Here is a 23,987-nt window from a genome sequence, read left to right on the forward strand (position 1 = left end):
ACTATGGTGGCGCCATGGCAGAGAACACGACCATTCAGGTGTCACGCCAGGCCCGCGACCACCTCGCGCAGGTCGCCAAGGAGCGAGGCATGACCCTCGGCCAGCTGGTCGAGCAGCTGGCCTCGGAGCAGCCGACGGCGGAGCAGATCGCGGAGCGGGTGGCGGCTGATCGGCAGGTCGTCCGTGATGTCGTCGGAGTAGCCATCAGCGACGAGGAATTCGATCGGGCGCCGGACGTGCTCCGGAACATCTACCGGATCGCCGCCGAGAAGGTCCGCATGGCCCGGGGGGCCGCCGCGTGATCATTCTGGACACCGGCGCGACCCGTGCCCTCGCGGACGGTCACAAGACGCTGAACCTGCTCGCGGGAAATATGGCGCGTACACCGGGCGATCTGCTTCGTATTCCCGCCCTCTGCCTCGTGCAGGCGGAGTCGGAGGCAGCGGGGGCGGGCGGACGGGTGCTGGCCTTCTCGTCGGTGGTCGTCGACGATCTGGACACGGCCGGGGCGGTCACCGTCGGGACCATGATCCGCGACGGGTACGGAGGCTCGGACACCTGCCACGCCTTGTACTGCGCGCTGCCACGCCCCGAGTTCACGGGCATGTCCATCCTTCTCACGGACCGGGAGGACGCCTACCCGCCCGGCGTCGTCACCGTCGACATCGACTCCCCCGGCATGCTCGGTTACCACTGACCCCCGTCGGCCGCCTCCACCTCCGGCGGCGGTACCGGCGCCCCCGGCAGTCGTACGGTCGCCACCGTTCCGCCACCACTGTCATCGGCCGCCCGCGTCAGACTCACCGTGCCCCCCGCCTGCTGCACCGTCCGCGCCACGATGGACAGGCCGAGGCCCGAGCCGGGCAGGGCGCGTGCGCTCGGGGAACGCCAGAAGCGGTCGAAGACGTGGGGGATTTCGTCGGCGGGGATGCCGGGGCCGTGGTCGCGGACGGTGAGGACACCGTCGGCGAGGCGTACGTCGACGGTGCCGGAGTCCGGGCTGAACTTCACCGCGTTGTCCAGGACGTTGACGACCGCGCGTTCCAGGGCGGCCGGTTCCGCCCGTACGTACCAGGGCCGTACGTCCGCCGTGATCGTCAGCTCCGGACCGCGCAGGCGGGCGCGGCGCAGGGCCGACTCGACGACGTCGTGCCAGGCGAGGATGCGGGTGCGGCCGGCATGCAGGCCGGTGTCGGGGCGGGACAGCTCCTGGAGGTCGCCGATCAGTGCCGCCAGCTCCGTCATCTGCGCCTTGACCGAGGCGAGCAGTGCCTTGCGGTCCGCCTCCGGGATCGGGCGGCCGGTCTCCTCACTGCGGGTGAGGAGTTCGATGTTGGTGCGCAGGGAGGTGAGGGGGGTGCGCAGCTCGTGGCCGGCGTCGGCGATGAGCTGCTGTTGCAGGTCGCGGGAGCTGGCCAGGGACGAGGTCATGCTGTTGAAGGAACGGGAGAGGCGGGCGATCTCGTCCTCGCTGTCGTCCTCCACGGGGATGCGGACGGTGAGGTCCTCGGTGCGGGCGACGTGTTCGACGGCGCCTGTCAGTTCGTCGACGGGGCGCAGGCCGGCGCGGGCCACGGCGAGGCCGGCGGCCCCGGCGCCCACCACACCGACGCCGGAAACCAGGAGAAGGACCCAGACCAGCGAGGACAGCGGCTCGGTGACCTCGTTCACCGGCTTGGCCACGGACACGGCGATGTCGGGCTGCACCTGCTTGGTGAGCCGGTCGAAGACCGGCCGGGTGTAGACGCGGACAGCGGTGCCGTCGACGGTCCTCGAGGTGTGCAGGGCGTTCTCCGCCAGGCCGTCGGCGACGGCGAGGTCCGCGTCCTCGACGCGCATCTCCTCGCTGCCGGGATCCACGCAGGTGGAACCGTCCGAATAGAGGATCGTGACGATGGGGGCGTTCGGGGCTTGGGGGATTTCCTGCGGGTTGGCCGACCGGCAGTTGGCCAGCATGCTCTGCAGCAGCTGGCTGGAGACCTGTTCGCCGCGCAGCTGATCGTCCAGCTGGTTGTACAGCTGGTTGCGGACCACGAACCAGCACGTCACCGAAACCGCCGCCACCGCGAACGCCACCGCCCCCGCCACCAGCAGCGACAGCCGCGCCCGGATGGGCAGCGCGCGGACGCGGCGTACCGGGCTTCTCACTCCGCGCCGCCCTGCCGCAGGACGTAGCCGACGCCGCGGACCGTGTGGACGAGGCGCGGCTCGCCGGCCGCCTCGGTCTTGCGGCGCAGGTACATGACGTACACGTCGAGGGAGTTGGACGACGGCTCGAAGTCGAAGCCCCAGACCGCCTTGAGGATCTGCTCCCGGGTGAGGACCTGGCGCGGGTGCGCCATGAACATCTCCAGGAGGGTGAACTCCGTACGGGTCAGCTCCACCGGCCGCGCGCCCCGCGTGACCTCCCGCGTCCCCAGGTCCATGGTCAGGTCGGCGAAGGTGAGGGCGTCGTCGTCCTCGGAGGTGGCGGCGACCGACGCCGCGTAGGAGCTGCGGCGCAGCAGGGCACGGATACGGGCGAACAGCTCGTCCAGTTCGAAGGGCTTGACCAGGTAGTCGTCGGCGCCGGCGTCCAGGCCGGTCACCCGGTCGCCGACGGTGTCGCGGGCCGTCAGCATCAGGATCGGGGTCATGTCGCCCGCGCCGCGGATCCGGCGGGCGGCGGTCAGGCCGTCCATGCGGGGCATCTGGATGTCGAGGACGACCAGGTCGGGCCGGTAGGCGGTCGCCTTCTCCAGGGCGTCGGCGCCGTCGACGGCGACCTCGGTGCCGTACCCCTCGAAGGCGAGGCTGCGCTGGAGTGCCTCACGGACCGCCGGCTCGTCGTCGACGATCAGGATGCGCTGGGTGTCACGGTCGCGGTCGCCGTCTGCGGGGCTCATGGGCTCGGGGTCCTCGGGTGGGGTGGGATACGGGCTGCCAACGCCTTCAGCGTCGCACGTCGTGTCGGACGTCGTGTCGTACGTTCTCGTACCCGCTCCGTACCCGCTCAGCTGGTGGCTCCCGCTCGCAGGGCGGGCAGGTCGGCCTTGACGGTGTTGATCGGGATGGCGAAGCCGAGGCCGACGCTGCCCGCACCGGCGGAGGACTCGGCGGACGAGTACATCGCGGAGTTGACGCCGATGATGTTGCCGTTCATGTCGATCAGCGCACCGCCGGAGTTGCCCGGGTTGAGGGACGCGTCGGTCTGGATGGCCTTGTACGTCGTCGTGGACGAGCCGGTGTCGCCGTTGAACTCCTGGCCACCGAACTCGAACGGCCAGTCACCGCCCTGCCGCTGCTGTTGCTGCTGCCGGCCCTCGTCCGTCGAGACGGTCACGTCACGGTCCAGGGCCGAGACGATGCCGCTGGTCACGGTGCCGGTCAGGCCCTCCGGGGAGCCGATCGCGACGACCTGGTCGCCGACCCCGACGCCGTCGGAGTCGCCGAGGGTCGCGGCCTTCAGGCCGGAGGCGTTCTCCAGCTTGATCAGTGCGAGATCCTTGCTGCTGTCGGTGCCGACGACCTGGGCGGTGTACTGCTTGCCGTCGCTGGTCGTCACCTTGACGGACGAGGCGCCGGAGACGACGTGGTTGTTGGTGATGATCTCGCCGTCGTCGGTGATGATCACGCCGGAGCCGGTGGAGGAACCGGCGTTCGAGGTGGCGCTGATCTCGACGATGCTGGGGCTGACCGCGTCGGCGACCCCGGCGACCGTGCCCTTCTGGCTCGACGGCACCACGTTGGCGCTGGTGGTGCTGGAGGCGACGGTGTCGCTGCCGGTCAGTTCCTGGATGCCGTACGCGGTGCCGCCGCCGACGGCCGCCGCGACGATCGCCACGGCCGCGAGCAGGGCGGCGGGGCCGCGCCGGACCGTGCGCCTCTTGCGCGGCGGCTCGGGCTGACCGTCCTGGAAGGGGGCGGCGGGCGGCTGGGCCGGCGGGGGCGGCCACTCGGGGTTGACGGGAGAGGAGACGTGCTGGGGGGTTCCCTGATACGGGTTCGCGTGCTCGTACTCGCCGCTGTGGCGGAGGCTCTCGGTCATGTTCATGAGCTTCCCGCCCCCGTATGAGAGCGGCCTGAGTGCTGTCTGAGAAGCCCGGCAGAACCTCGTATGCCCGATATAAGCCGTGCCGGGGCAGGGAGAGGGCGCTACTCGCAGCCGCAGGACTGGCGCAGCACCAGCCGGGACGGGAACACCTTCAGCCGCTCGCGCCGTGAGCCGGCCACCCGCAGGCCGTCGTCCAGGACCAGGTCCACGGCGGCCCGTGCCATCGCCGACCGGTCCGAGGCGACCGTCGTCAGCGGCGGGTCGGCCAGGGCGGCTTCCTTGATGTCGTCGAAGCCGGCCACCGCCAGCCGGCCGGGGACGTCGATGCGCAGCTCGCGCGCCGCGCGCAGCAGGCCGATCGCCTGGTCGTCGGTGGAGCAGAAGATCGCCGGCGGGCGCTGCGGGCCGGAGAGGAGGTCCAGGCCCACGCGGTACGCGTCGTAGCGGTTGTAGGGCGCCTCGAAGAGCCGGCCCTCGGTGGAGAGCCCGGCCTCCTTCATCGCGCGCTTCCAGCCCTCGACGTGGTCGGAGACCGGGTCGCCGACGGACGGGGTCTCGGCGGTGCCGCCCATACAGGCGACGTACTCGTACCCGTGCTCCAGCAGGTGGCGTACGGCGAGCTGGGCGCCGCCCAGGTCGTCGGTGACGACGGCGACGTCGTCGATGGCCTCGGGACGCTCGTGCAGCAGGACGACCCGGGCGTCCCAGGCGTCGATCTCGGCGGCGGCCATGTCGTTCAGGGCGTGGCTGACCAGGATCAGGCCGGAGACGCGCATGCCGAGGAAGGCGCGCAGGTAGTGGACCTCGCGCTCACCGACGTAGTCGGAGTTGCCGACGAGCACCATCTTCCCGCGCTCGGAGGCGGCCCACTCGACCGCGTGCGCCATCTCCGCGAAGAAGGGCTGGCGGGCGTCCGGCACGATCAGGCCTATGAGGTCCGTGCGCCGGGACGCCATCGCCTGGGCGACCCGGTCCGGCCGGTACCCCAGTTCCTTGATCGCGGCGAGTACACGCTCGCGCGTGGCCGGGGCGACCGGCCGGGGTCCGTTGTTGATGACATAGCTGACGACGGCGGTCGAAGTCCCCGCCAGTCGCGCCACATCATCCCGAGTCACCTTGGCCACGCGCGGAGTCTACGCGGATGGATCCGCCCTGGGCAGGGCGTATCACACCTTGGTTGACGTCGCTTCCACCGTGCTGTCCGGCCGGGCCGCCCCGGCCTTCCCCTGGGCGTCCTCGGTGGCACGCCCCGCCTTCTCCGCCTTCTCGGGCTTCTCCGGCGTGACGAAGCGGTAGCCGACGTTGCGGACGGTGCCGATCAGCGACTCGTGCTCGGGGCCGAGCTTGGCGCGCAGCCGCCGTACGTGCACGTCGACCGTGCGGGTGCCGCCGAAGTAGTCGTAGCCCCACACCTCCTGGAGCAGCTGGGCGCGGGTGAAGACCCGGCCCGGGTGCTGGGCGAGGTACTTCAGCAGCTCGAACTCCTTGAACGTCAGGTCCAGGATGCGGCCCTTGAGCTTCGCGGAGTACGTGGCCTCGTCCACCGACAAATCGCCGTTGCGGATCTCCATGGGGGAGTCGTCGCCGACGATCTGCTGGCGGCCCATGGCCAGCCGCAGCCGGGCCTCGACCTCCGCCGGACCGGCGGTGTCCAGCAGCACGTCGTCGATGCCCCAGTCGGCCGTGACGGCGGCGAGGCCGCCCTCGGTGACGACGAGGACGAGTGGACAGCTGAGCCCGGTGGACCGCAGCAGCTGGCACAGGCTGCGGATCTGGGGCAGGTCGCGGCGCCCGTCGACGAGTATGACGTCGGCGCCGGGGGTGTCGACGAGGGCGGGTCCCTCCGCCGGAGCGACGCGTACGTTGTGGAGCAGCAGGCCGAGGGCGGGGAGCACCTCCGTCGACGGCTGAAGGGCGTTGGTCAGGAGCAGCAGAGAACTCATCGCGCCCCACCTGCCTGGGTCGTCTTACGGTCGTGCACGTTTCGCTCGCCCATAACGTCTGGTTCCTCCTGGGTCCCTGCGAGGACGTTTACGGCACTGCTTCGTACAGGTGCGGACCCCGTGCCCGTGGGGCCCGCCGTACGTCCGGGAGGTGAACGCCGCGCGACGCTCCCGGAAGCACAAAAGGACCCGGGGGCTACGTTGCCCGAGTCCTCATGCCCAGCAGAATAGCCGACATGAGCGACCGACCGGCGGGTCATGTGGCACGTCCCACCCTTTGTCCGCATTCCGAGACACCCAGGGGGACGCCGGGCCGCACGCCCTCACGCACCTTCCTGCGCGCCTTCGACGGGGTGCGGATCGACGCCGTGTACGAGCCGGGAGTGAGCGGTCGCGACGCCTCCGACCTGGTGTTCGTCGTCGCGCACGGGTTCACGGGCGACGCGGACCGCCCGCACGTACGGCGGATCGCGGCGGTGCTCGCGCGCTACGGGGCGGTGGTCACGTTCTCCTTCCGCGGCCACGGCGCGTCCGGGGGACGGTCCACCGTCGGTGACCGCGAGGTGCTCGACCTGGCGGCGGCGGTCACCTGGGCGCGCGGCTTCGGGCACACGCGCGTGGTGACCGTCGGCTTCTCCATGGGCGGCTCGGTGGTGCTGCGGCACGCCGCGCTGTACGGCGACCAGGGTGGTGACAGTGGGGGAAGCGGCGGCGACGGCGGTGGCGACAGCGGTGGCGCCCGCACGGATGCCGTCGTGTCGGTGAGCTCCCCCGCCCGCTGGTACTACCGGGGGACGGCCCCCATGCGCCGGCTGCACTGGCTGGTGATGCGGCCCGCCGGACGCCTGGTGGGCCGCTACGGCATGCGCACCCGTATCCATCACCGGGACTGGGACCCGGTGCCGCTGTCGCCGGTGGAGGCGGCGGGGCGGATCGCGCCTACGCCGCTCCTCGTCGTCCACGGCGACCGGGACGGCTACTTTCCCCTGGACCACCCCCGGATGCTGGCCGAGGCAGCCGGTGACCACGGCGAACTCTGGCTGGAGCCCGGCATGGGCCACGCCGAGCACGCGTCCGACGAGGACCTGCTGCGCCGGATCGGCGACTGGGCCGTGTCCCGGGCGGGCTAGCCTGACGGTGTTCACCGCCGATCGGCACGGACGCCGATCGGCACCGGCGACGAAGGAACCAGATGGCAAAGGTCACGGTGCGCTACTGGGCCGCCGCGAAGGCCGCGGCGGGGGTGGCCGAGGAGCCCTACGAGGCGGTCACGCTCGCCGACGCGCTCGGCTCGGTGCGCGAGCGACACCCCGGCGAACTCACGCGCGTGCTGCTGCGCTGCTCGTTCCTCGTCGACGGCGACCCCGTGGGCACGCGCGGGCACGAGACGGTACGGCTGGTCGAGGGCGGCACGGTCGAGGTGCTCCCGCCGTTCGCGGGAGGGTGAGCGATGACCAACCAGCCGCATCAGCCGTACCAGCAGAATCAGCGGAATCAGCCGTACGAGGGATACGAAGGGTTCGAGGGGCAGGAGGGACACGCGGGGTACGAGGCCCAGGCGTGGCCCGGACATCAGGCGCAGCAGGCGTATCAGAGCCAGCAGGGATATCAGGGCCAGCAGGGCTACGAGGACCCGGACGCCGCCCAGTACACGCAGCAGTGGCAGGGGCAGACCTGGGAGACCCAGGTCCAGCCGCCGGTCTCCGTGGAGGAGACGGCGTACCTGCCGCCCCAGGCGCCTCAGACGCCGCACGGGTACCAGGAGCCGGCGGGTACGCCGTACGGGACGACCGGCGGCTACGCACCGCAGCCGTACCCGTCGCAGCCGCAGCCGTACCCGTCTCAGCCCCAACAGCAGGCGTACGCTCCCCAGCCCCAGCCCCAGCCCCAGCCCCAGCCCCAGCCCCAGGCGTACGCTCCCCAGCCCCAACCGCAGGCGTACGCTCCCCAGCCGCAGTCTCACCAGCCGTACGAGCCCCCCACCCCCGCGCCCGCGCCCGCCTCCACCCCCGCCCCCGACTCGGCCCCCGCGTCCTCCGACGCGCCCGGCTACGGCCCGGCGACCATCGCCGGGAACACGCGGGTCACCGACGCGCAGCGTGCCCGGGCCGAGGGGCGTTCGCCGATCATCGACCCGGGGATGCAGCCGGCCGGACTCACCGCGCTGCTCGGGCTGCTGCTGGCCGGGTCGGCGGCGCTCGGCACGTACGCCCTCCTCGTTCCCCTCGTCGCCCTCCAGGCCGTCACCGCGGCGGGCTGGTTCCGTCTGAACGGCATGTGGCCCGCCCGGCAGGGCATCGCGCTGGGCTTCGCGGGGGCGCTGGCCGCCGACGCGGCGATGCTCGTGTCGGACCGCTCCCCGGCGGCGATCCTCGGCACGCTCGGGGTGTGGGTGCTGCTGACCCTCGTACTGCAACTGCGCTCGCACGCCGATCCCGACGAGCGGATGTACGGCCTGATGGCGACCGTCGCCGCGTCGGCGCTGGCCGTCGTCGCGGGCGGGTACCTCGCCGCCGACGCGGACGCGGTCACGGTCGGCGCGATCGCGGTGGCCGTCGCCGCCGTGGCCCGCGCCCTGCCGTTGCCGACGCCGGCGTCCGTGGTCGTCGCGCTGCTCGCGGCGGGCGGGGCTGGGCTCGCGGTCGGCTCGATGACGGACTTCGGCACCTCGGGGGCGCTGCTCGGCGCGGGCGCGGCGGTGTGCGCGCTGATCGGCCACCGGGTGGCCGCCTACGACTACCCCTCCCGGTTCGTCCACTTCACGGCGGGCGTCGCACTGCCCCTCGCGGCGGCGGCACCGGCGGTCTACGTACTCGGCCGGGCACTCGGCTGAGCCGGCGCCCGGGCCACGGGCCCCGCGGACCGGCAGCGCCGCACCGGTGCGGCCTCCGGCCCACGCGCCTCCTGTCACAGGTGATCCACAAAACTCCGGCGGCCCTCCCACGTCGCGTTACCCTCGCGCTGGACGGCCGCCGGTCGTCGGGGACCGCCGTCGTCGAACGCCCAGGGTTGGGGAACACCACATGCGTGCATTGCGAATACTGTTGATCGTCGTCGTGATCCTGGGCGGGCTCTTCGCGATCGCGGACCGTGTGGCGGTCAACTTCGCCGAGGGCGAGACGGCGGACAGGCTGCGCAGCACCGAGAACCTGGCCTCGACGCCGGACGTCTCCATCAACGGCTTCCCCTTCCTCACCCAGGTCGTCGGCGGCGAGCTGGACGACGTGGAGATCGGCATGGACGGCTACGAGGCGTCCACCGGCAACGGCGGCGAGAAGATCCGTATCGACGGTCTGCACGCGAACATGAAGGGCGTCGAGTTCTCCAGCGACTTCAGCTCCGCCACCGCCGCCACCGCCACCGGCACCGCGACCGTCGGCTACGACGAGCTGATGAAGGCCGCCAGGTCCGAGCCCACGGAGATCGCGCCCGGCATCACCGCCAAGGTCATCGGCCTCTCCGACGGCGGCAACGGCAAGATCAAGGTCTCGCTCCAGGGCACGGCCTTCGGCGTCGCGATCCCCGAGCCGGTCGAGGTGCTCAGCTCCGTCAAGGTCAAGGACAACGACGTCGAGGTCGTCGCCGACGGGCTGCCGGAGATCGGCGGCAAGCAGCTCGCGGAGTCCCGGATCCGCGCGATCACCGACTTCCAGCAGACCATCGACGAGCTGCCCGGCGGCATCGAGCTGGACAAGGTCGAGGCGGCGAAGGACGGCGTCGAGATCTCGGTGAAGGGTTCGAACGTCAGGCTGGCCGGGTAGGACGACGGTCGGCCACCGGAAAGGGCAGCGCGGCGACCGTGCGCCGTCCGGCAGGTGAGACGGCGCCGTCCGTACCGCAGATGCGGCGGCGAGGGCCCGGGGCCGGGTGGCACCCGGCGGCGCCTGGAAAGGCACACTGGTCCCACACTGCGGACGATCCCGTCTCAGGATGCGAAACGCCGGTGACATGGCCCGCCGTCCATCCCTACGATCGGGACCTATGCGGCATCAGGCGGACCTCACGAAGCGGCGGGCAGTGGACCTGTGCCGCGTCGCCGCCATGCTCTGTCGCACCATCTGAGCCGGTCGGCGACGCCGCCGACCGTGTCCCCCTCACCGCCCCGCCCAGGGCACCCGCGCGCCGCCCCGGCACGAGCGCGCCCCCTCTCACCGCACGTCCCGCCGCCAACTGCCCCGGAGGAGAAACATGAGCCGCAGCGACGTACTGGTCGAAGCCGACTGGCTGCAGGACCACCTGGACGACCCGAGCATCGCGATCGTCGAGGTGGACGAGGACACGTCCGCCTACGAGAAGAACCACATCAAGAACGCGATCCGGATCGACTGGACCCAGGACCTCCAGGACCCGGTCCGCCGCGACTTCGTCGACCAGGAGGGCTTCGAGAAGCTCCTGTCGGCGAAGGGCATCTCCAACGACCACACCGTGGTCCTCTACGGCGGCAACAACAACTGGTTCGCGTCCTACGCCTACTGGTACTTCAAGCTGTACGGCCACGAGAACGTCAAGCTCCTCGACGGCGGCCGCAAGAAGTGGGAACTGGACGCCCGCGAGCTGGTCGACGGCACCGACGTGCCCGAGCGCCCCGCGACCGACTACAAGGCCAAGCCGCAGAACACCGCGATCCGCGCCTTCCGCGACGACGTGGTCGCCGCCATCGGCGCGCAGAACCTGGTCGACGTGCGCTCGCCCGACGAGTTCTCCGGCAAGCTGCTCGCCCCGGCCCACCTGCCGCAGGAACAGTCGCAGCGCCCGGGCCACGTCCCGTCCGCCCGCAACATCCCGTGGTCGAAGAACGCGAACGACGACGGCACCTTCAAGTCCGACGACGAGCTCAAGGCGCTCTACGAGGCCGAGCGGGTCGACCTGGCGAAGGACACCATCGCCTACTGCCGCATCGGCGAGCGCTCGGCCCTGACCTGGTTCGTCCTGCACGAGCTGCTGGGCGTGGAGAACGTCAAGAACTACGACGGCTCCTGGACCGAGTACGGCTCCCTCGTCGGCGTGCCGATCGAGCTCGGCGCCGCCAAGTAGACAAGCGGGTAGTGCACCCGACCGACCCTTCCCAACCCCTCAGGAGTACGACATGTGCGGAGCGAAGGCCGGCGGCCCCGACGCCTCGACGATCAAGCCCGGTGAGACCACGATCCAGGGCCACGTGACCCGTGACGGCGAGCCGGTGACGGGCTACGTCCGTCTGCTGGACTCCACCGGCGAGTTCACGGCGGAGGTCCCGACCTCCGCGACGGGCCAGTTCCGCTTCTACGCGGCCGAGGGCACCTGGACCGTGCGGGCGCTCGTCCCGGGCGGCAGCGCCGACCGCACGGTCGTCGCCCAGCAGGGCGGGCTCGCGGAGGTCGCGATCGCCGTCTGACGGCGACTGTGGCGGCGAGGGGCCGCACCCCACGGGTTGGACGCCCGGGGTGCGGCCCCTCGGCATGTCCGGGGACCCGGAGCGGTCCTACCCTGGAGTCATGTACGCGCGGCGGCGGCATCGCTACTTCGTGATGATGGGCATCTGCATCACGCTGTTCGTCCTGGCCTGGGGCGTCGTCCGGCTCTGGTCGGTCCCGGCGGCCGTCGGCATGTGCGTGGCCGCCATGGTCATCCCCCCGCTCGCCGCGGTCGTCGCCAACCGCCGTGGCCCCGACGACTGCTGGTGGGACGACCCCTCCGGCGACCCGAAGTCCGACGAGTGGTGGGACGAGCTGGACGGGAAGAAGCGTCCGCGCCAATAGGTGACTGACCCTCGACACCCCGACCTCCGCGACCGGTCGACATCCACCGATCGCCGGTAAACAGCAGTCGGCCACGCCGGCGCTTAGTACAGTGACACGAGCAGGTATTCCCATCTCCAAAAGCAAGACCCACTCTGTCGTTCCATGAGTTGGCGCAGCTGTCTTCGGGTCACTCTGGGGCCGACGAAACGGCTCGCTACACGGCAGTAAGGACTATGTACTCACACAAGACCCGTCTCAAGCCCAAGGGCCGGGCTTCCGCTCAACGCTCCTTGCGGTCCACCACTGGTTCGTCGGTTCATCCGCTACTGGCCCTGCAGCGGATGGCGGGCAACGCGGGGGTGGCGCGCGCGATCGAAGAGGAGCGCGGCAAACAGGGGGACGGCGCTTCCACGGCCCCAAGTGCCCCTGCGACGGTCCCTGTTCAGCTGGCCAGGTCGTCCCGCGCACCGGCAGCGCAGAGCCCTGAAGAGGAGCACGACTACTCTGGCTGGGCGGCCGAGGCTCAAGGGCCTGTGGCTGGCATGAGCAGTAGCCTGTTCGGCGCTTCGTCGAGTGGTGGGTATGGTTCCGGGCGTTCCTACGGGCAGGTCGCCGCTGGGCAGGGCCGTCAAGAGGAGTACGACTACTCTGGCTGGGCGGCCGAGGCTCAGGGGCCTGTGGCTGGCATGAGCAGTAGCCTGTTCGGCGCTTCGTCGAGTGGTGGGTATGGTTCCGGGGCTGCCCGCGGAGGCGCCGCCGCGCCGTTGGCCCCCGGTCGCGTCGGCGGCAGCGCGCCGGCCAGCGCCCTTCAGGTGGCCCTCGTGAGCGTCGATGTGAACAAACTCCCGCCCGAGGCGGTCTGGCGCACCTCTCACGAGCCCCTGTACCGGAATGACGCCCGCCCCTGGTACATCGTTTTCAAACAGGGCTTCGCACCGAAGAATCCGTCCAACACGGACCTCAAGGACTTCCTGCACAGCAACGCACCCTCGGCCTACGTGGCGACGACCAGGAAGAAGGACCTGAACTGGCCGTACGAGGGCGGCGATGCCTACATCTACCAAATCGAGGCACCCGGCGGCATCGACGCCAACAGGACTTACCCCGATACGCTGCGCTCGGACAAATACGACGAGGCCGAGGTTGATTTTCCTGGCGGCATCGCCCCGGCGTACATCACGGGTTGCTGGGCACTCGAGGAGGACGGCTCCCGCAAATGGATACCGAACGACGGCACGTGATGACGACCGGGCCACGGCCTGGATGCCGCGGCCGACCCGGATTCCGCCTCCTGCCCAGGCCGGCATCCGCTCGTACTCGTGTCATTGTCGAGGTCGACGACCTGGCGGCGGAGACCGCGCAGGCCGTCGCCGAGGGCTCCCGGCTCGCCGAGTACCAACCCCAGGACGGCGTACGCGTCCTGCTCGACCCGTCCCGGCGCCCCTTCTGCCTGTGGACGCAGGCGGCTCAGTAGACGAGCGCCTGGGTGTCGTCGGCCAGTGCCTCCTGTACGAAGACCTGGGCGCCCGCGATCCGCACGCCCTCGATGACGTCCTTCTCGGTCAGATCGCGCCGGGCCGCGCACTGGGTGCACAGCGTCACCCGGCCGCCCGTCAGAAGCGAGTCGAGCAGGTCGGGCAGCGGCGCGGCGTGCGGCAGCTCGAACTCGGCCGCGCGTCCCGGCACCGCGAACCAGGCGGACTCCCCGGTCAGCCACAGCGACACGTCGACCCCACTGGCCACGGCCACCGCCGCCACCGTGAACGCCTGAGAACACCGCTCGGGCGCGTCCGCCCCCGCCGTCACCTTGATCACGAGTTTCTTGGCCATGGCCGCATCGTAATCAACGCCGCCACGCGTGTCCGGCGAGACCTTCCGCGGCGAGAGGGTTCCAAAGGAGGCCCGGTTCGACGACGTCACGTACACCTTCTACGTCGAACCCGAGCCGTACGGCGCCGAACAGGTGCGCCAGGCCTGCCTCGGCTCGGGTGACGTGCTGGCCGTCGTTCTACGGAGCCGCAAGGGCGGCGCCCGGGCGGTGCCCTTCCAGCAGACCGTCGTCCTGCAGAGCCAACTGCTGCACCGATCCGCCGGGAGGACCTCACGGTCCTGTGCTCTCGGCGTCAGACGGCGAAGGTGATCGTCACCAGCAGCGTCGCGACGCACAGGACGGTGAGCAGGCCGCTGACGGTGGCGCCGTCCAGCCGGGTGCGCCGCCGATGCCGGGCCTTGTGCTTCGGCACGGGTGGCCAGGGCGTGTCCCTGCGGGGCATGGCGGAGGCGGTGGGCTGGGACACGTCCCGGTTCGGGAAGCTGGAGAACGGCCACACACTGGGCGGCCCGGAGATCGTGGAGGCGCTGGACCAGTACTACGGCACGGGCGGCATGCTGGCTACGCAGTCCGCTGCGGGACCGGGGTGAGTGGCGGGCGCAATTGAGCCATCTCGCCGCGATGGGGGAGCGCGCCAACGTCGTCGTCCAGGTGCTGCCTTGGACGGCTGGGCTGCACGGGCTGACGAACACCGACGTCATGTTTGTACGGGGCCCCGGGGGCCGGACCGTCGCCTGGGTCGAGACGGGCTGCTCGGGCGAACTGGTCCAGGCAACCACGCCCGTCGAGCAGCTCCAGCTCCGATACGACCGGGTACGCGGTCTGGCTCTGTCTCCAGAGGGATCGCGGCAGTTCATCGGGCGGATGTCGGAGGAAGCGTCATGCGAGTCATCGACCTGAGCAACATCACGTGGCGCAAGAGCAGCTACAGCAACCAGGACGGCGGCAACTGCGTCGAGGTCGCCCCCGGCCTCCCCCTCGTCCCCGTCAGGGACAGCAAGGACCCCGCCCGCGGAGCCCTCCTGTTCGCCGCGCCCGTGTGGGCCGCCTTCCTGGACGGAGTCCGGCGAGAAGAGCCGGGGCGGGCCGCGTAAGCTGAGGCCGGCCCTGTTGTATGCCCCCCGCTCAAGGAGCACCCCGTGGAGATCTTCTTCGAAGCCCTGCTGGTCCTGGTCTGCGTCGGCGTCCTCGCCTTCGCCGGTCTGACCGTGAAGAAGCTGTACCAGGGCCAGCGCTGATCACCGACGCCAGGAAGTAAGTCCGCTCATGATCGAGATCCCGTCCGACCTCCACAAGAGCCTCGTCCCCCTCGCCTTCCTCCTGGGCGACTGGGCGGGCGCGGGCGTGCACGACTTCCCGGGCGCCGAGAAGTGCAACTTCGGGCAGGAGGTCTCCTTCAGCCACGACGGCCGGGACTTCCTGGAGTACCGCTCCCACACCTGGGTCCTCGACCAGGACGGGAACAAGGTCAGCCCGCTGGAGTCCGAGCACGGCTTCTGGCGCGTCGACGCCCACCGCAAGGTCGAGGTCACGATGGTCCGCGACGACGGCGTCATCGAGATCTGGTACGGCGAGCTGGCCGACCAGAAGCCGCAGATCGACCTGGTGACGGACGCGGTGGCCCGCACGGCCGCCTCCCGGCCCTACACCGGCGGCAAGCGGCTGTACGGCTACGTCAAGAGCGACCTGATGTGGGTCGGCGAGAAGCAGACCCCCGAGGTCGAGCTGCGCCCCTACATGTCGGCGCACCTGAAGAAGGTCGTCACCCCGGAGGACGTCGAGCGCTGGGCCAAGGCCCTGCCCGATGACATGCCCGACGACGGGATCGCCTTCTTCAAGTAGGCCCCGTCCCGGAGGTCCTAGACTCGTGGGTGTGGTGAGCACCGACTGGAAGAGCGACCTCAGGCAGCGCGGCTACCGGCTGACCCCGCAGCGGCAGCTGGTGCTCGAAGCCGTGGACACCCTCGAACACGCGACCCCCGACGACATCCTCGGCGAAGTGAGGAAGACGGCGTCGGGGGTCAACATCTCCACCGTCTACCGCACGCTGGAGCTCCTGGAGGAGCTCGGGCTGGTCAGCCACGCCCACCTCGGGCACGGCGCGCCCACCTACCACCTGGCCGACCGGCACCACCACATCCACCTGGTATGCCGGGACTGCACCAACGTGATCGAGGCCGATCTGCCGGTGGCCGCCGAGTTCACCGCCAAGCTGCGGGAACAGTTCGGTTTCGACACCGACCTGAAGCACTTCGCGATCTTCGGCCGGTGCGGGGACTGCTCCCTGAAGGGCTCGACTGCCGAGTCGTAGGCTAGGGGTATGAAGAGCCCCCTGCTGGCCCTGCCCGGCGCCGTTCCCGCCGAGGGCGTGGACGAAGGCGTCGCCGCCCACTACGGCGACCTGTTCCGCGAGCAGCGTGCCCTCGCCGAAGGCACCGGTTTCGTCGACCTCTCCCACCGCGGCGTCGTCGCCGTCACGGGCGACGACCGGCTGAGCTGGCTGCACCTGCTGCTCACCCAGCACGTCAGTGACCTGCCGACCGGCGAGGCCACCGAGGCGCTGATCCTCTCCGCCAACGGCCACATCGAACACGCCCTGTACCTCGTCGACGACGGCACGACCGTCTGGGCCCATGTGGAGCCCGGCAGCCAGGAGGCGCTGATGGCCTACCTGGAGTCGATGAAGTTCTTCTACCGGGTCGAGGTCGCCGACCGCACCGCCGACACCGCCGTCGTGCACGTGCCGGCCGGCTCGATCACCGAGGTCCCCGAGGGCGTCGCCGTCCGGGAGACGCCGTACGGCCGTGATCTCTTCCTGCCGCGCGACGAGCTGGAGTCCTTCGCCGACCGGGCCGGCCCGCCGGCCGGGATCCTCGCGCACGAGGCGCTGCGCGTCGAGCGGCACCGTCCCCGCCTCGGCTTCGAGACCGATCACCGGACCATCCCGCACGAGCTGGGCTGGATCGGCACGGCGGTCCACCTCCAGAAGGGCTGCTACCGGGGGCAGGAGACCGTCGCCCGGGTGCACAACCTCGGCAAGCCGCCGCGCCGCCTGGTCTTCCTGCACCTGGACGGCAGCGAGGTCCACCTGCCGCCGAACGGGGCCGAGGTGCGCCTCGCCGACGACGGGCCCGACGGCCGGAAGATCGGTTTCGTCACCACGTCCGTACGCCACCACGAACTGGGGCCGGTCGCCCTCGCCCTCGTGAAGCGGAACGTCCCGGTGGACGCACGGCTGATGGCCGAGGACACGGCGGCGGCCCAGGAGACAGTCGTAGAGCCCTGAGGGCCTGGGAATCCGGTCGGGACGGGGGCCCGGCGGGTGTCAGACCTCGACCAGCACCGTGAACGGGCCGTCGTTCGTCAGCGACACGCGCATCTGCGCGCCGAAGCGGCCCGTCGCCACCGTCGCGCCCAGCGCGCGCAGCTGGGCGACGACCTCGTCGACGAGGGGCTCGGCGACGTCGCCGGGCGCCGCGGCGTTCCAGGTGGGGCGACGTCCCTTGCGGGCATCGCCGTAGAGAGTGAACTGGCTGATCACCAGAAGCGGTGCCCCGGTGTCGCTGCACGACTTCTCGTCGTGCAGCACCCGCACCGACCAGAGCTTGCGGGCCAGCTGCGCCGCCTTCTCCCCGGTGTCGTCATGGGTGACGCCGACGAGGACGCACAGGCCCTCGCCGTCGATCGCTCCCACGGTCTCGCCGTTCACGACGACTTCCGCGCCGTCCACCCTCTGCACCACCGCACGCATCCCGCCATGATGCCGTGCGCCCCCAGGGTGTCGGCGCGCGGGCCCGTACGGGGTTTCTTTTCGCTCCCTAACCCCCCATCTGGGGCCGATCGGGGCCGATCATGGGCACTCGGTCACATAGCGGCCACCTGGGGTGGCACGATGCTCCCAGAAGCCGGTCGAGGGGACGGTTGAGGCTATGAGCACATCGAGTACGGGGCAGCCGCTTGGGACTGTCGCGTTGACATATCCGGGGGGCCTGGAGGCGCCCCGGCCACCCGTGCAGCGCACGGACAGCCCGGAGCTGCCCGCGGATCCGCCGGGGCACGGACAGACCGGGCTGAGCCTGTCGGAGCTGCGCACCCTGCGCCGGAACGCGCAGCGGGACGAGGCCGACCTGAGTTACGTGCGGCGGCTGCTCCAGGGCCGTATCGACATTCTGGGCGCGGAGCTGGCGCGGCGTCGGCCGACGTCCGTGGTGACCACCGCGGCGACGGGGTCCGTGGTCGAGCGGCTGTCGGAGATCCTGACCGACGCCCCGGCCCGGCAGCGTTCCTCCGCCCGCCATGTGACGCTCGGCACTCCGCGGAGCGAGGAGTGCCGACGGCTGGCGGCGGAGATGCTCGGCGAGGTGGAGCTGTCCGACCTGACGGCCCGCACCGACGCCGAGCTGACCGCCGGAATGGGCCGGCTCGTCCGCTACGAGCAGCAGGTTTCCCGGCGGCGGCAGCGGCTCCAGCGCACCGCCGACGACTGCAGCGCGGAGATCGCACGCCGGTACCGTGAAGGGGAAGCACAAGTCGACGACCTGCTCGTGTGACGCGTGGGGCGGCCTCCGGGCCGCCCTCCGGGGCCCGGCGGTCCCGGGCCGTCGCCCGCGGCGGGTCACCCGTCCGGAAGGCCACCGCCGATGCCCGCGCCGCAACCGTCCCAGCCCCAGCCCTCCCAGCCCCGGACCCAGCCGTCCCAGCCCCAGCCGTCCGGGCCGCGGTCGTCCGGGACCGCGCCCACGTCGGACCTCTCGTCCGTCGTGCCGCCCGTCCTCGCCGAGGTCGTCCGGTCCGGCTTCGTCGAAGGGCGGCACCGGGGCAGCCTGGTCGTGCTGGGCGCCGACGGGGCCGTGGAGCTGGCGCTGGGCGAGGTGACGGCGCCGGTCTTCCCGCGCTCCGCCAACAAGCCGATGCAGGCGGCGGGCGTTCTGCGGGCCGGCCTGGAGCTCGCGGGGGAGCGGCTGGCGCTGGCCGCCGCGAGCCACTCCGGGGAGCCCTTCCACCGCGACCTGGTACGCGAGATGCTGGCCGAGTACGACCTGGACCCGGCCCTGCTCCAGTGTCCGGCAGACCTGCCGCTGGACCCCGAAGAGCGGGACACGTATCTGGCGTCCGGCGCGGCGCCCGACCGGATCACCATGAACTGCTCGGGCAAGCACACCGCGATGCTGGCCGTCTGCGCACAGCGGGGCTGGCCTCTGGAGAGCTACCTCGACCCCGGCCACCCGTTGCAGCGGATCATCCACAGGGTTGTGGAGGACGCGGCGGGCGAGCCGGTCGCCGCCGTCGGCACCGACGGATGCGGAGCGCCGCTGATGGCGATCAGCCTGGTCGGGCTGGCCCGCGCCTTCCGCTCCTTCGTCCACGCCGAGCCCGGCACGGCGGAGCGCCGCGTCGCCGACGCGATGCGCGCCCACCCCGAGTACGTCGCCGGCACCCGCCGCGCGGACACCTGGCTGATGCGCGAGGTGCCCGGCGCCCTGTCCAAGATGGGCGCGGAGGCCGTCCAGGCGGTCGCCCTGCCGGACGGCCGCGCCCTGGCCTTCAAGATCGAGGACGGCGCGACGCGGGCCCTGAACCCTGTGCTGGCCCGAGCGCTGACGCTGCTGGGCGTGGCGGGACCCGTGGTCGACCGCATCGGCCGTACGCCCCTGCTGGGCGGCGGGCGCGAGGTGGGAGAGATCCGGGCGGCCTTCTGAGGCCCGGGGCCGGGCGGCTCCCCCGGGCTCCACGGCGCCGGGGCGGGCAGCCCTCCGTGACGCCGGCGAGGGCAAATCCGCGCGACGCCGGTCCGGTCGCCGACCTACCGTGAGCCCATGACCAGCCGCACCGACATCGACGTACGTCCCATCAGCGAGGCCGAGTTCCCCGACTGGCAGCGCGCCCTGAACACCGGGTTCCTGATGCCTCCCACCGTCAGAGCGGAGCAGTTGGAGGCACGCCGCAACCTCTTCGTCCCCGGCCGGTCGCTCGGCGCCTTCGACGGTGAGCGGTGCGTGGCGACCTACCGGTCCTTCGCGCAGGAGATCACGGCCGTGGGCGGCGCCCAGGTGCCCGCCGACGCGGTCTCCAACGTCACCGTCACCGCGACCCACCGCCGCCGCGGCCTGCTCACCCGCATGATGGCGCAGGACCTCGCGGCGGCGAAGGACCGCGGGGACGTCGTCGCGACGCTGATCGCGGCCGAGTACCCGATCTACGGCCGGTACGGCTTCGGCCCCGCCACCACCATGACGGAGTGGACGGTCGACGTGCCGCGCGCCGGTCTCGACCGGCGCCGGGCGGCCCCGGAGGACGGCGGCCGGATCGACCTCGTGGACGGCGAGGACGTCCGCAAGCTCGGCCCCGAGCTGCACGAGCGGCTGCGCCGGGCCCAGCCGGGCGCGGTCAGCCGGACCGAGCAGTGGTGGCTGACCCGTACCGGGGCCCTGAGCGTGTACGACGCCCCGTGGACCGAGCCCTTCTTCGCCGTGTACCGCTCCGCGGACGGCGAGGTCGAGGGCATGGCCTCGTACCGGGCCGACGACCACTGGGGCGACGCCAAGCAGCCGCTGAACACGGCGACCGTCGACTGGCTGCTGGCCGTCACCCCGGCCGCCGAGCGCGCCCTGTGGCACCACCTGTGCTCGATCGACTGGATCACGACGGTGAAGAGCGGCTGGCGGGCCCCCGACGACCTGCTCCCGCACCTCCTGCCGGATCCGCGCGCGGCGAGGATCACCACACAGGCGGACTGGTTGTGGGTCCGGATCCTGGACGTCGTACGGGCGCTGGAGGCGCGGACGTACGAGGGACAGGGTTCGCTGGTGCTGGAGGTCGTGGACCGATGGGAGTCCCCCCGCTCGAGCGGAGCCGAGAGCGGGGGAGGGCTCACCGGCGGTCGGTGGCGGCTGGAGGCGGGGGAGGACGGGGCGTCCTGCACGCCCACCACCGAGAGCGCCCACCTGGAGCTCGAAGTGGCCGAGCTGGCGGCGCTGTGGCTGGGCGACGAGTCCGCCGTACGGCTGGCCGCGCTCGGCCGGGTCCGGGAAGTACGAGCGGGCGCCGCCCGTGTGGCCGACGCCCTGCTGCGTACGTCCAGGCGGCCTTGGTGCCCGGACATGTTCTGAGAGGGCTCCCTTCTGCCGGTGACGGGTGGGCGTGCGCATCCGTAGCGCGTGCTCTTCAGTTGTGGTTGCGGTCCTGCTTGTCATGCTGGTCGTGCGTGGTGCTGACTGACTGTCCGGGCTCCCGGCTCCCCTCCGGAAGGGGGCCCGGACATCAGTACGTCGGTTCAGCCGCACTGAACGAGCGGCACCGTGGTGGCCAACCCTTAGGAGGTACGACCACGTTGTTGAAGTTGGCTGCCAACTTCACTGTACTTATCTCCGCTTGGAAGCGGCTCATAACCACCTTCGCGCGAACTGCCCAAAGATGGCGAGAAGTTGTAGTGTTTGGTCGTGGAGCAGGAACATGCCCCCGTCAACGGGCGGAAGAGACCGCAGCGGCCACAGAGAACACATCGCGAGGTGGCCGACGAACTGCGCGCCCGTATCCGGGCCGGCCGGCTGCGACCGGGCCAGCGCATGCCCACACAGGCGCAGTTGGCCGAGGAGTTCGAGGTGGAGCGCGGTGCCGTCCGGCAGGCCCTGCGCATCCTGCAGTCGGAGCGGCTGCTCACCAACGTGTCCAAGGGAAGCCCCGCGACCGTCGCGCCCGACTCCCACACCGCCCTGACCGGGCCCGGAGCGGCGCCCATGCCGACCACGGTCTCCCTCGCTCCCCGGATCGCCGAGGCCTTCGCCGCCCCGCACGTCGAGATCGACGCCCTGTGTCTGACCTCGGTCTCCCTCACCCTCGCCATCGGTGAATCGCTGCGACAGATCCACGCGGGGCGATGGAAACCGGCCAAGATCGACGTACGGGTGCTGCTGCCGAGCCGGAACATCGACCTGGCCTTCCCGGTGGCGGTGGACGGCCGCGGGGCCGGTGACCCCGTGCACGAACGGTGGCTGGCCATGCGCAACGCCCAGGGTCAGGTCCTCCGGCACAACCTGCTGGGCCTGCGGGCCACGCACGGCATCGACGTGCGCGTCTCCTTCCGCGCGCTGCCCTTCACGCCGCCCGTGAAGCTGTACGTGCTCAACGGCGCGGAGGCCCTCTTCGCGTACTACACCCTCAGTCGCCGCGAACTGGAGATCGATCACGAGCCGACGGAGATGTACGACGCGGAAGGCATCCGCTCGACGCTGTTCGCCTTCGGGCAGGGCGGTGGCCTGCGCGACGGGGTGTTCGTGGAGCAGTCGCGGCTGTGGTTCGACGCGCTGTGGGAGACGATCAGCTCGGAGCTGCTGCTCACCGCCTGATCATCTCCCGGTCACCGCGCAGGGCCCGCGACCAGGAGGGCCAGCACCACCGCTCCGGCGGAGCTGACGGACGGACTCTTGGCCTTGATGCCCACGGTGAGCAGGAGCAGGCCGACGATGCCGCCGGCGCCGTACCTCCACTGCACGAACTGCTCGAAGGTCACGACGAGGACCGCGGAGACGAACGCGAGGACGGGCATGGTCTTTCCCCCTTCGGAAGTCTGGGAAGGAACTTCCGCCAACTAGACCAAGTTGGCAACCAACTCTGACTAGGTTGTCCCCACTTGGCTGCTAGTTGTAAACAAGTTTCAAACAACTCCCCGTAGGAAGGTCGAAGTTGTAGCGTTTGGTCGTGACTCAGGAGAACGTGTCCGTGAACGGCAGCAGAAGGCTCTCGTCCCAGGAGATCGCCGACATCCTGCGGGAACGGATCCGCGGGGGAGACCTCAAGGCGGGCGACCGCCTGCCCACCCAGGCCGAGCTGGCCGACGAGTTCAAGGTGGAGCGCGGCACCGTCCGCCAGGCCCTGCGGGCGCTCCAGGAGGACGGCCTGCTGACCAACGTCAGCAAGGGCAGCCCGCCCCGCATCGCCGAGCCCGCCACACCCTGGGGCGAGCCGCAGCCGACGATGGTGGCGCTCGGTCCGCGGCTGTCGGAGGCGTTCTCGGCACCGCGAGTGCGGGTCGACGTCGTGTGCCACACCTCGGAGACGCTGATGCTGGCCCTCAGTGAGCCGCTCCGCCTGATCCACGAGGGGCGCATCCGCCCGGAGTCCATCGACTTCCGCGTCCTGATGCCGTCGAGGAACATCGAACTGGCCTTCCCCGTCCTGGTCGAGGACGAGGAGGACGACCCGGTCCACCAGCGCTGGCTCCAGATGCGCAACGCCCAGGCCCGGGTGCTCCAGCACAACCTGCACGCCGTGCGCTCCACCCACGGCGTCGACGTGCGCACCGCCTTCCGCGCGCTGCCCTTCACCCCGCCGACGAAGCTCTACCTGCTCAACGGTGAGGAGGCCCTCTTCGGCTACTACATGCTCACCCGGCGCGAGGAGGAGTACGAGAGCCGGACACTGGAGATGTACGACGCCCTGGGCTCCCAGTCGCTGCTGTTCTCCTTCCTGAAGCGGGCGGGCCACCGGGACGCGGTGTTCGTGGAGGAATCGCAGAAGTGGTTCGACGCCCTCTGGGAAACCATCACCTCGGACATGACACTCTCCTAGTGACTTCTGATGCGACGCGGACCGGGCCGGTGGCGGCGGACACGGAGAAGGCCGACCCCGAAAGGCTGGCAGGGCTGCTCGACGACGCCCGTTTCGTGCTCTGGGACTTCGACGGGCCGGTCTGCCGCCTGTTCGCCGGCCACAGCGCCGAACGGGTGGCGGCCGACCTCGTCGACTGGCTGGAGGGGCGCGGACTGCGCGGACTGCTCACGGAGTCGGAGCGGGAGTCCCCGGACCCCCACGCGGTGCTGCGCGCCGTCGACCGCCGGCATCCCCGCAGCGACCTGGTCGAAGAGCTGGAGGAACGGCTCACCCAGGAGGAGCTCCGGGCGACCGCGTCCGCCATGCCGACGCCGTACGCCGACCCGCTGATCCGGACCTGGACGGCGGTCGGGGTGCGGCTGGCCGTCGCCACGAACAACTCGCCCCGAGTCGTGCGCGCGTACCTCGCCGGCCGAAGCCTGCTGCCGTGCTTCTCCCCGCACATCTACGGCCGTACCCAGGAACTCCGGCTGCTGAAGCCCGACCCGCACACGCTCGTCCGCGCCCTCAGCGCCATGGGGGCCGCCCCGTCCGCCTCGCTGTTCATCGGCGACTCCCCCTCCGACTGCCAGGCGGCCCGGCGCGCCCGGGTCCCCTTCCTCGGCTACGCGCGCGACGACCGCAAGGCCAAGCTGCTCACGGACGCGGGCGCCGACACCGTCGTCGACTCCTTCGAACCGCTGGTACGCCTGCTGCGGAACGGCGGGTAGGGGGCGCCGTTCGGGTGTGCGCCGATTCACCCGGGGCGGGGACGGGGACGTACGAGGGCCGGTCCTCCACTCCTGCCTCGAGCGCGGTGGAGTAACGTGCGTCCCCCTTACCCCATTGGCACCACCCGGATGGGCAGAGCG

At 71.2% G+C, this 23,987-nt stretch carries 32 protein-coding genes and 1 pseudogene; 24 read left to right on the forward strand and 9 right to left on the reverse strand.

Features of this window, described 5'->3' with window-relative positions; translation table 11 throughout:
* Nucleotides 1-14 precede the first annotated feature (14 nt).
* On the forward strand, nt 15-302 hold the full coding sequence (locus tag ACH4NX_RS32125) for a hypothetical protein (protein ID WP_351398405.1): 288 nt from the start codon (nt 15-17) through the stop codon (nt 300-302).
* Complete coding sequence (locus ACH4NX_RS32130; RefSeq protein WP_351398407.1) at nt 299-697, forward strand: hypothetical protein; 399 nt, start codon at nt 299-301, stop codon at nt 695-697. The genes ACH4NX_RS32125 and ACH4NX_RS32130 overlap by 4 nt, the downstream gene beginning before the upstream one ends.
* Here ACH4NX_RS32130 and ACH4NX_RS32135 read toward each other — a convergent pair.
* The 5 genes from ACH4NX_RS32135 to ACH4NX_RS32155 form a co-directional block, all read right to left on the reverse strand.
* Nucleotides 688-2,148, reverse strand: coding sequence for a sensor histidine kinase (locus ACH4NX_RS32135; RefSeq protein WP_398129612.1), 1,461 nt, complete (start codon nt 2,146-2,148; stop codon nt 688-690). The two genes, ACH4NX_RS32130 and ACH4NX_RS32135, sit on opposite strands and share 10 nt — an antisense overlap.
* Nucleotides 2,145-2,885 carry a response regulator transcription factor gene (locus ACH4NX_RS32140; RefSeq protein ID WP_351398411.1) on the reverse strand — a complete coding sequence of 247 codons (741 nt, stop codon included), beginning with the start codon at nt 2,883-2,885 and terminating at the stop codon, nt 2,145-2,147. Before ACH4NX_RS32140 ends, ACH4NX_RS32135 begins: the two co-directional genes overlap by 4 nt.
* Nucleotides 2,886-2,992: 107 nt before the next feature.
* Nucleotides 2,993-4,033 carry a trypsin-like peptidase domain-containing protein gene (locus ACH4NX_RS32145; RefSeq protein WP_351398413.1) on the reverse strand — a complete coding sequence of 347 codons (1,041 nt, stop codon included), beginning with the start codon at nt 4,031-4,033 and terminating at the stop codon, nt 2,993-2,995.
* 101 nt (nt 4,034-4,134) lie between these two features.
* Nucleotides 4,135-5,157, reverse strand: coding sequence for a LacI family DNA-binding transcriptional regulator (locus ACH4NX_RS32150; RefSeq protein WP_351398415.1), 1,023 nt, complete (start codon nt 5,155-5,157; stop codon nt 4,135-4,137).
* A gap of 42 nt (nt 5,158-5,199) precedes the next feature.
* On the reverse strand, nt 5,200-5,976 hold the full coding sequence (locus tag ACH4NX_RS32155) for a response regulator transcription factor (protein WP_351398417.1): 777 nt from the start codon (nt 5,974-5,976) through the stop codon (nt 5,200-5,202).
* Nucleotides 5,977-6,212: 236 nt separating this feature from the next.
* Here ACH4NX_RS32155 and ACH4NX_RS32160 point away from each other — a divergent pair, with 236 nt between their 5' ends.
* The 9 genes from ACH4NX_RS32160 (at nt 6,213) to ACH4NX_RS32200 (ending at nt 13,170) form a co-directional block, all read left to right on the forward strand.
* Nucleotides 6,213-7,106: an alpha/beta hydrolase gene (locus tag ACH4NX_RS32160; protein ID WP_398129611.1), complete on the forward strand. Its 894-nt coding sequence runs from the start codon at nt 6,213-6,215 to the stop codon at nt 7,104-7,106.
* Between the two features lie 62 nt (nt 7,107-7,168).
* Complete coding sequence (locus ACH4NX_RS32165) at nt 7,169-7,423, forward strand: MoaD/ThiS family protein (RefSeq protein ID WP_398129610.1); 255 nt, start codon at nt 7,169-7,171, stop codon at nt 7,421-7,423.
* A gap of 3 nt (nt 7,424-7,426) precedes the next feature.
* The gene (locus ACH4NX_RS32170; protein ID WP_398129609.1) at nt 7,427-8,809 is read left to right on the forward strand and encodes a hypothetical protein; all 1,383 of its coding nucleotides are present in this window, start codon (nt 7,427-7,429) and stop codon (nt 8,807-8,809) included.
* 190 nt (nt 8,810-8,999) lie between these two features.
* Nucleotides 9,000-9,737 (forward strand): DUF2993 domain-containing protein, encoded by a 738-nt coding sequence (locus ACH4NX_RS32175; RefSeq protein ID WP_351398424.1) that lies wholly within the window; start codon nt 9,000-9,002, stop codon nt 9,735-9,737.
* A 427-nt stretch (nt 9,738-10,164) separates the two neighbouring features.
* The gene (locus ACH4NX_RS32180; RefSeq protein WP_351398426.1) at nt 10,165-11,010 is read left to right on the forward strand and encodes a sulfurtransferase; all 846 of its coding nucleotides are present in this window, start codon (nt 10,165-10,167) and stop codon (nt 11,008-11,010) included.
* 52 nt (nt 11,011-11,062) lie between these two features.
* A complete protein-coding gene (locus ACH4NX_RS32185; RefSeq protein WP_351398428.1) occupies nt 11,063-11,350 on the forward strand; it encodes a DUF1416 domain-containing protein in 288 nt (95 codons plus the stop codon).
* A gap of 100 nt (nt 11,351-11,450) precedes the next feature.
* Complete coding sequence (locus ACH4NX_RS32190) at nt 11,451-11,714, forward strand: DUF3099 domain-containing protein (protein ID WP_398129608.1); 264 nt, start codon at nt 11,451-11,453, stop codon at nt 11,712-11,714.
* Nucleotides 11,715-12,238: 524 nt separating this feature from the next.
* Nucleotides 12,239-12,937, forward strand: a complete 699-nt coding sequence (locus ACH4NX_RS32195) for a hypothetical protein (RefSeq protein ID WP_351398432.1) — start codon at nt 12,239-12,241, stop codon at nt 12,935-12,937.
* Nucleotides 12,913-13,170: a VOC family protein gene (locus ACH4NX_RS32200; protein ID WP_351398434.1), complete on the forward strand. Its 258-nt coding sequence runs from the start codon at nt 12,913-12,915 to the stop codon at nt 13,168-13,170. Before ACH4NX_RS32195 ends, ACH4NX_RS32200 begins: the two co-directional genes overlap by 25 nt.
* On the opposite strand, the gene ACH4NX_RS32205 is transcribed toward ACH4NX_RS32200, so the two are convergent.
* Nucleotides 13,164-13,526 carry a DsrE family protein gene (locus ACH4NX_RS32205; RefSeq protein ID WP_351398436.1) on the reverse strand — a complete coding sequence of 121 codons (363 nt, stop codon included), beginning with the start codon at nt 13,524-13,526 and terminating at the stop codon, nt 13,164-13,166. The genes ACH4NX_RS32200 and ACH4NX_RS32205 overlap by 7 nt on opposite strands.
* A gap of 85 nt (nt 13,527-13,611) precedes the next feature.
* Here ACH4NX_RS32205 and ACH4NX_RS32210 point away from each other — a divergent pair.
* Nucleotides 13,612-13,836 (forward strand): annotated as a pseudogene (locus ACH4NX_RS32210) (hypothetical protein); the annotation flags it as partial.
* Here ACH4NX_RS32210 and ACH4NX_RS32215 read toward each other — a convergent pair.
* Nucleotides 13,820-13,969, reverse strand: coding sequence for a hypothetical protein (locus ACH4NX_RS32215; RefSeq protein WP_351398438.1), 150 nt, complete (start codon nt 13,967-13,969; stop codon nt 13,820-13,822). The pseudogene ACH4NX_RS32210 and the gene ACH4NX_RS32215 sit on opposite strands and share 17 nt — an antisense overlap.
* Between ACH4NX_RS32215 and ACH4NX_RS32220 the strand changes: the two genes are divergently transcribed.
* The 6 genes from ACH4NX_RS32220 to ACH4NX_RS32245 all read left to right on the forward strand — a co-directional run bounded on the left by ACH4NX_RS32220 (nt 13,968) and on the right by ACH4NX_RS32245 (nt 16,813).
* Nucleotides 13,968-14,117: a helix-turn-helix domain-containing protein gene (locus ACH4NX_RS32220; protein ID WP_398129607.1), complete on the forward strand. Its 150-nt coding sequence runs from the start codon at nt 13,968-13,970 to the stop codon at nt 14,115-14,117. The genes ACH4NX_RS32215 and ACH4NX_RS32220 overlap by 2 nt on opposite strands.
* Before the next feature lie 13 nt (nt 14,118-14,130).
* Nucleotides 14,131-14,427, forward strand: a complete 297-nt coding sequence (locus ACH4NX_RS32225) for a Scr1 family TA system antitoxin-like transcriptional regulator (RefSeq protein ID WP_398129606.1) — start codon at nt 14,131-14,133, stop codon at nt 14,425-14,427.
* Entirely contained in the window at nt 14,409-14,621 is a 213-nt protein-coding gene (locus ACH4NX_RS32230) for a DUF397 domain-containing protein (protein WP_351398440.1), read from the forward strand. Before ACH4NX_RS32225 ends, ACH4NX_RS32230 begins: the two co-directional genes overlap by 19 nt.
* A 172-nt stretch (nt 14,622-14,793) precedes the next feature.
* Nucleotides 14,794-15,369 carry an FABP family protein gene (locus ACH4NX_RS32235; RefSeq protein WP_351398442.1) on the forward strand — a complete coding sequence of 192 codons (576 nt, stop codon included), beginning with the start codon at nt 14,794-14,796 and terminating at the stop codon, nt 15,367-15,369.
* 31 nt (nt 15,370-15,400) lie between these two features.
* Nucleotides 15,401-15,838: a transcriptional repressor gene (locus ACH4NX_RS32240; protein WP_351398444.1), complete on the forward strand. Its 438-nt coding sequence runs from the start codon at nt 15,401-15,403 to the stop codon at nt 15,836-15,838.
* A gap of 9 nt (nt 15,839-15,847) precedes the next feature.
* Nucleotides 15,848-16,813: a folate-binding protein gene (locus ACH4NX_RS32245; protein ID WP_351398446.1), complete on the forward strand. Its 966-nt coding sequence runs from the start codon at nt 15,848-15,850 to the stop codon at nt 16,811-16,813.
* A gap of 39 nt (nt 16,814-16,852) precedes the next feature.
* Here the strand turns inward: ACH4NX_RS32245 and dtd are convergent, their stop codons facing one another.
* On the reverse strand, nt 16,853-17,278 hold the full coding sequence (gene dtd / locus ACH4NX_RS32250; protein ID WP_351398448.1) for a D-aminoacyl-tRNA deacylase: 426 nt from the start codon (nt 17,276-17,278) through the stop codon (nt 16,853-16,855).
* A 178-nt stretch (nt 17,279-17,456) separates the two neighbouring features.
* On the opposite strand from dtd, the gene ACH4NX_RS32255 reads away from it, so the two are divergent.
* The 4 genes from ACH4NX_RS32255 to ACH4NX_RS32270 all read left to right on the forward strand — a co-directional run bounded on the left by ACH4NX_RS32255 (nt 17,457) and on the right by ACH4NX_RS32270 (nt 21,872).
* Nucleotides 17,457-18,077, forward strand: coding sequence for an aerial mycelium formation protein (locus ACH4NX_RS32255; RefSeq protein WP_398129605.1), 621 nt, complete (start codon nt 17,457-17,459; stop codon nt 18,075-18,077).
* A gap of 90 nt (nt 18,078-18,167) precedes the next feature.
* The gene (locus tag ACH4NX_RS32260) at nt 18,168-19,226 is read left to right on the forward strand and encodes an asparaginase (RefSeq protein WP_351398452.1); all 1,059 of its coding nucleotides are present in this window, start codon (nt 18,168-18,170) and stop codon (nt 19,224-19,226) included.
* Nucleotides 19,227-19,343: 117 nt separating this feature from the next.
* Nucleotides 19,344-20,636: a GNAT family N-acetyltransferase gene (locus ACH4NX_RS32265; RefSeq protein ID WP_398129604.1), complete on the forward strand. Its 1,293-nt coding sequence runs from the start codon at nt 19,344-19,346 to the stop codon at nt 20,634-20,636.
* Between the two features lie 324 nt (nt 20,637-20,960).
* Nucleotides 20,961-21,872 (forward strand): GntR family transcriptional regulator, encoded by a 912-nt coding sequence (locus ACH4NX_RS32270; RefSeq protein WP_351398456.1) that lies wholly within the window; start codon nt 20,961-20,963, stop codon nt 21,870-21,872.
* An 11-nt stretch (nt 21,873-21,883) separates the two neighbouring features.
* On the opposite strand, the gene ACH4NX_RS32275 is transcribed toward ACH4NX_RS32270, so the two are convergent.
* The gene (locus tag ACH4NX_RS32275; protein WP_351398458.1) at nt 21,884-22,072 is read right to left on the reverse strand and encodes a hypothetical protein; all 189 of its coding nucleotides are present in this window, start codon (nt 22,070-22,072) and stop codon (nt 21,884-21,886) included.
* A gap of 146 nt (nt 22,073-22,218) precedes the next feature.
* Between ACH4NX_RS32275 and ACH4NX_RS32280 the strand changes: the two genes are divergently transcribed.
* Nucleotides 22,219-23,094, forward strand: coding sequence for a winged helix-turn-helix domain-containing protein (locus tag ACH4NX_RS32280; protein WP_351398460.1), 876 nt, complete (start codon nt 22,219-22,221; stop codon nt 23,092-23,094).
* The gene (locus ACH4NX_RS32285; RefSeq protein ID WP_351398461.1) at nt 23,094-23,846 is read left to right on the forward strand and encodes an HAD family hydrolase; all 753 of its coding nucleotides are present in this window, start codon (nt 23,094-23,096) and stop codon (nt 23,844-23,846) included. Before ACH4NX_RS32280 ends, ACH4NX_RS32285 begins: the two co-directional genes overlap by 1 nt.
* Nucleotides 23,847-23,987: the final 141 nt, after the last annotated feature.

The organism is Streptomyces sp. NPDC017225, from assembly GCF_044331465.1.
Lineage (GTDB): Bacteria > Actinomycetota > Actinomycetes > Streptomycetales > Streptomycetaceae > Streptomyces.

Coding starts and splice junctions, on each gene's coding strand:
- ACH4NX_RS32125 (WP_351398405.1), top strand. CDS start 15: ATGGCAGAGAACACGACCATTCAGGTGTCACGCCAGGCCCGCGACCAC.
- ACH4NX_RS32140 (WP_351398411.1), bottom strand. CDS start 2,885: ATGAGCCCCGCAGACGGCGACCGCGACCGTGACACCCAGCGCATCCTG.
- ACH4NX_RS32145 (WP_351398413.1), bottom strand. CDS start 4,033: ATGAACATGACCGAGAGCCTCCGCCACAGCGGCGAGTACGAGCACGCG.
- ACH4NX_RS32155 (WP_351398417.1), bottom strand. CDS start 5,976: ATGAGTTCTCTGCTGCTCCTGACCAACGCCCTTCAGCCGTCGACGGAG.
- ACH4NX_RS32160 (WP_398129611.1), top strand. CDS start 6,213: ATGAGCGACCGACCGGCGGGTCATGTGGCACGTCCCACCCTTTGTCCG.
- ACH4NX_RS32165 (WP_398129610.1), top strand. CDS start 7,169: ATGGCAAAGGTCACGGTGCGCTACTGGGCCGCCGCGAAGGCCGCGGCG.
- ACH4NX_RS32170 (WP_398129609.1), top strand. CDS start 7,427: ATGACCAACCAGCCGCATCAGCCGTACCAGCAGAATCAGCGGAATCAG.
- ACH4NX_RS32175 (WP_351398424.1), top strand. CDS start 9,000: ATGCGTGCATTGCGAATACTGTTGATCGTCGTCGTGATCCTGGGCGGG.
- ACH4NX_RS32180 (WP_351398426.1), top strand. CDS start 10,165: ATGAGCCGCAGCGACGTACTGGTCGAAGCCGACTGGCTGCAGGACCAC.
- ACH4NX_RS32185 (WP_351398428.1), top strand. CDS start 11,063: ATGTGCGGAGCGAAGGCCGGCGGCCCCGACGCCTCGACGATCAAGCCC.
- ACH4NX_RS32190 (WP_398129608.1), top strand. CDS start 11,451: ATGTACGCGCGGCGGCGGCATCGCTACTTCGTGATGATGGGCATCTGC.
- ACH4NX_RS32195 (WP_351398432.1), top strand. CDS start 12,239: ATGAGCAGTAGCCTGTTCGGCGCTTCGTCGAGTGGTGGGTATGGTTCC.
- ACH4NX_RS32200 (WP_351398434.1), top strand. CDS start 12,913: ATGGATACCGAACGACGGCACGTGATGACGACCGGGCCACGGCCTGGA.
- ACH4NX_RS32205 (WP_351398436.1), bottom strand. CDS start 13,526: ATGGCCAAGAAACTCGTGATCAAGGTGACGGCGGGGGCGGACGCGCCC.
- ACH4NX_RS32220 (WP_398129607.1), top strand. CDS start 13,968: ATGGCGGAGGCGGTGGGCTGGGACACGTCCCGGTTCGGGAAGCTGGAG.
- ACH4NX_RS32215 (WP_351398438.1), bottom strand. CDS start 13,969: ATGCCCCGCAGGGACACGCCCTGGCCACCCGTGCCGAAGCACAAGGCC.
- ACH4NX_RS32230 (WP_351398440.1), top strand. CDS start 14,409: ATGCGAGTCATCGACCTGAGCAACATCACGTGGCGCAAGAGCAGCTAC.
- ACH4NX_RS32235 (WP_351398442.1), top strand. CDS start 14,794: ATGATCGAGATCCCGTCCGACCTCCACAAGAGCCTCGTCCCCCTCGCC.
- ACH4NX_RS32245 (WP_351398446.1), top strand. CDS start 15,848: ATGAAGAGCCCCCTGCTGGCCCTGCCCGGCGCCGTTCCCGCCGAGGGC.
- dtd (WP_351398448.1), bottom strand. CDS start 17,278: ATGCGTGCGGTGGTGCAGAGGGTGGACGGCGCGGAAGTCGTCGTGAAC.
- ACH4NX_RS32255 (WP_398129605.1), top strand. CDS start 17,457: ATGAGCACATCGAGTACGGGGCAGCCGCTTGGGACTGTCGCGTTGACA.
- ACH4NX_RS32260 (WP_351398452.1), top strand. CDS start 18,168: ATGCCCGCGCCGCAACCGTCCCAGCCCCAGCCCTCCCAGCCCCGGACC.
- ACH4NX_RS32265 (WP_398129604.1), top strand. CDS start 19,344: ATGACCAGCCGCACCGACATCGACGTACGTCCCATCAGCGAGGCCGAG.
- ACH4NX_RS32275 (WP_351398458.1), bottom strand. CDS start 22,072: ATGCCCGTCCTCGCGTTCGTCTCCGCGGTCCTCGTCGTGACCTTCGAG.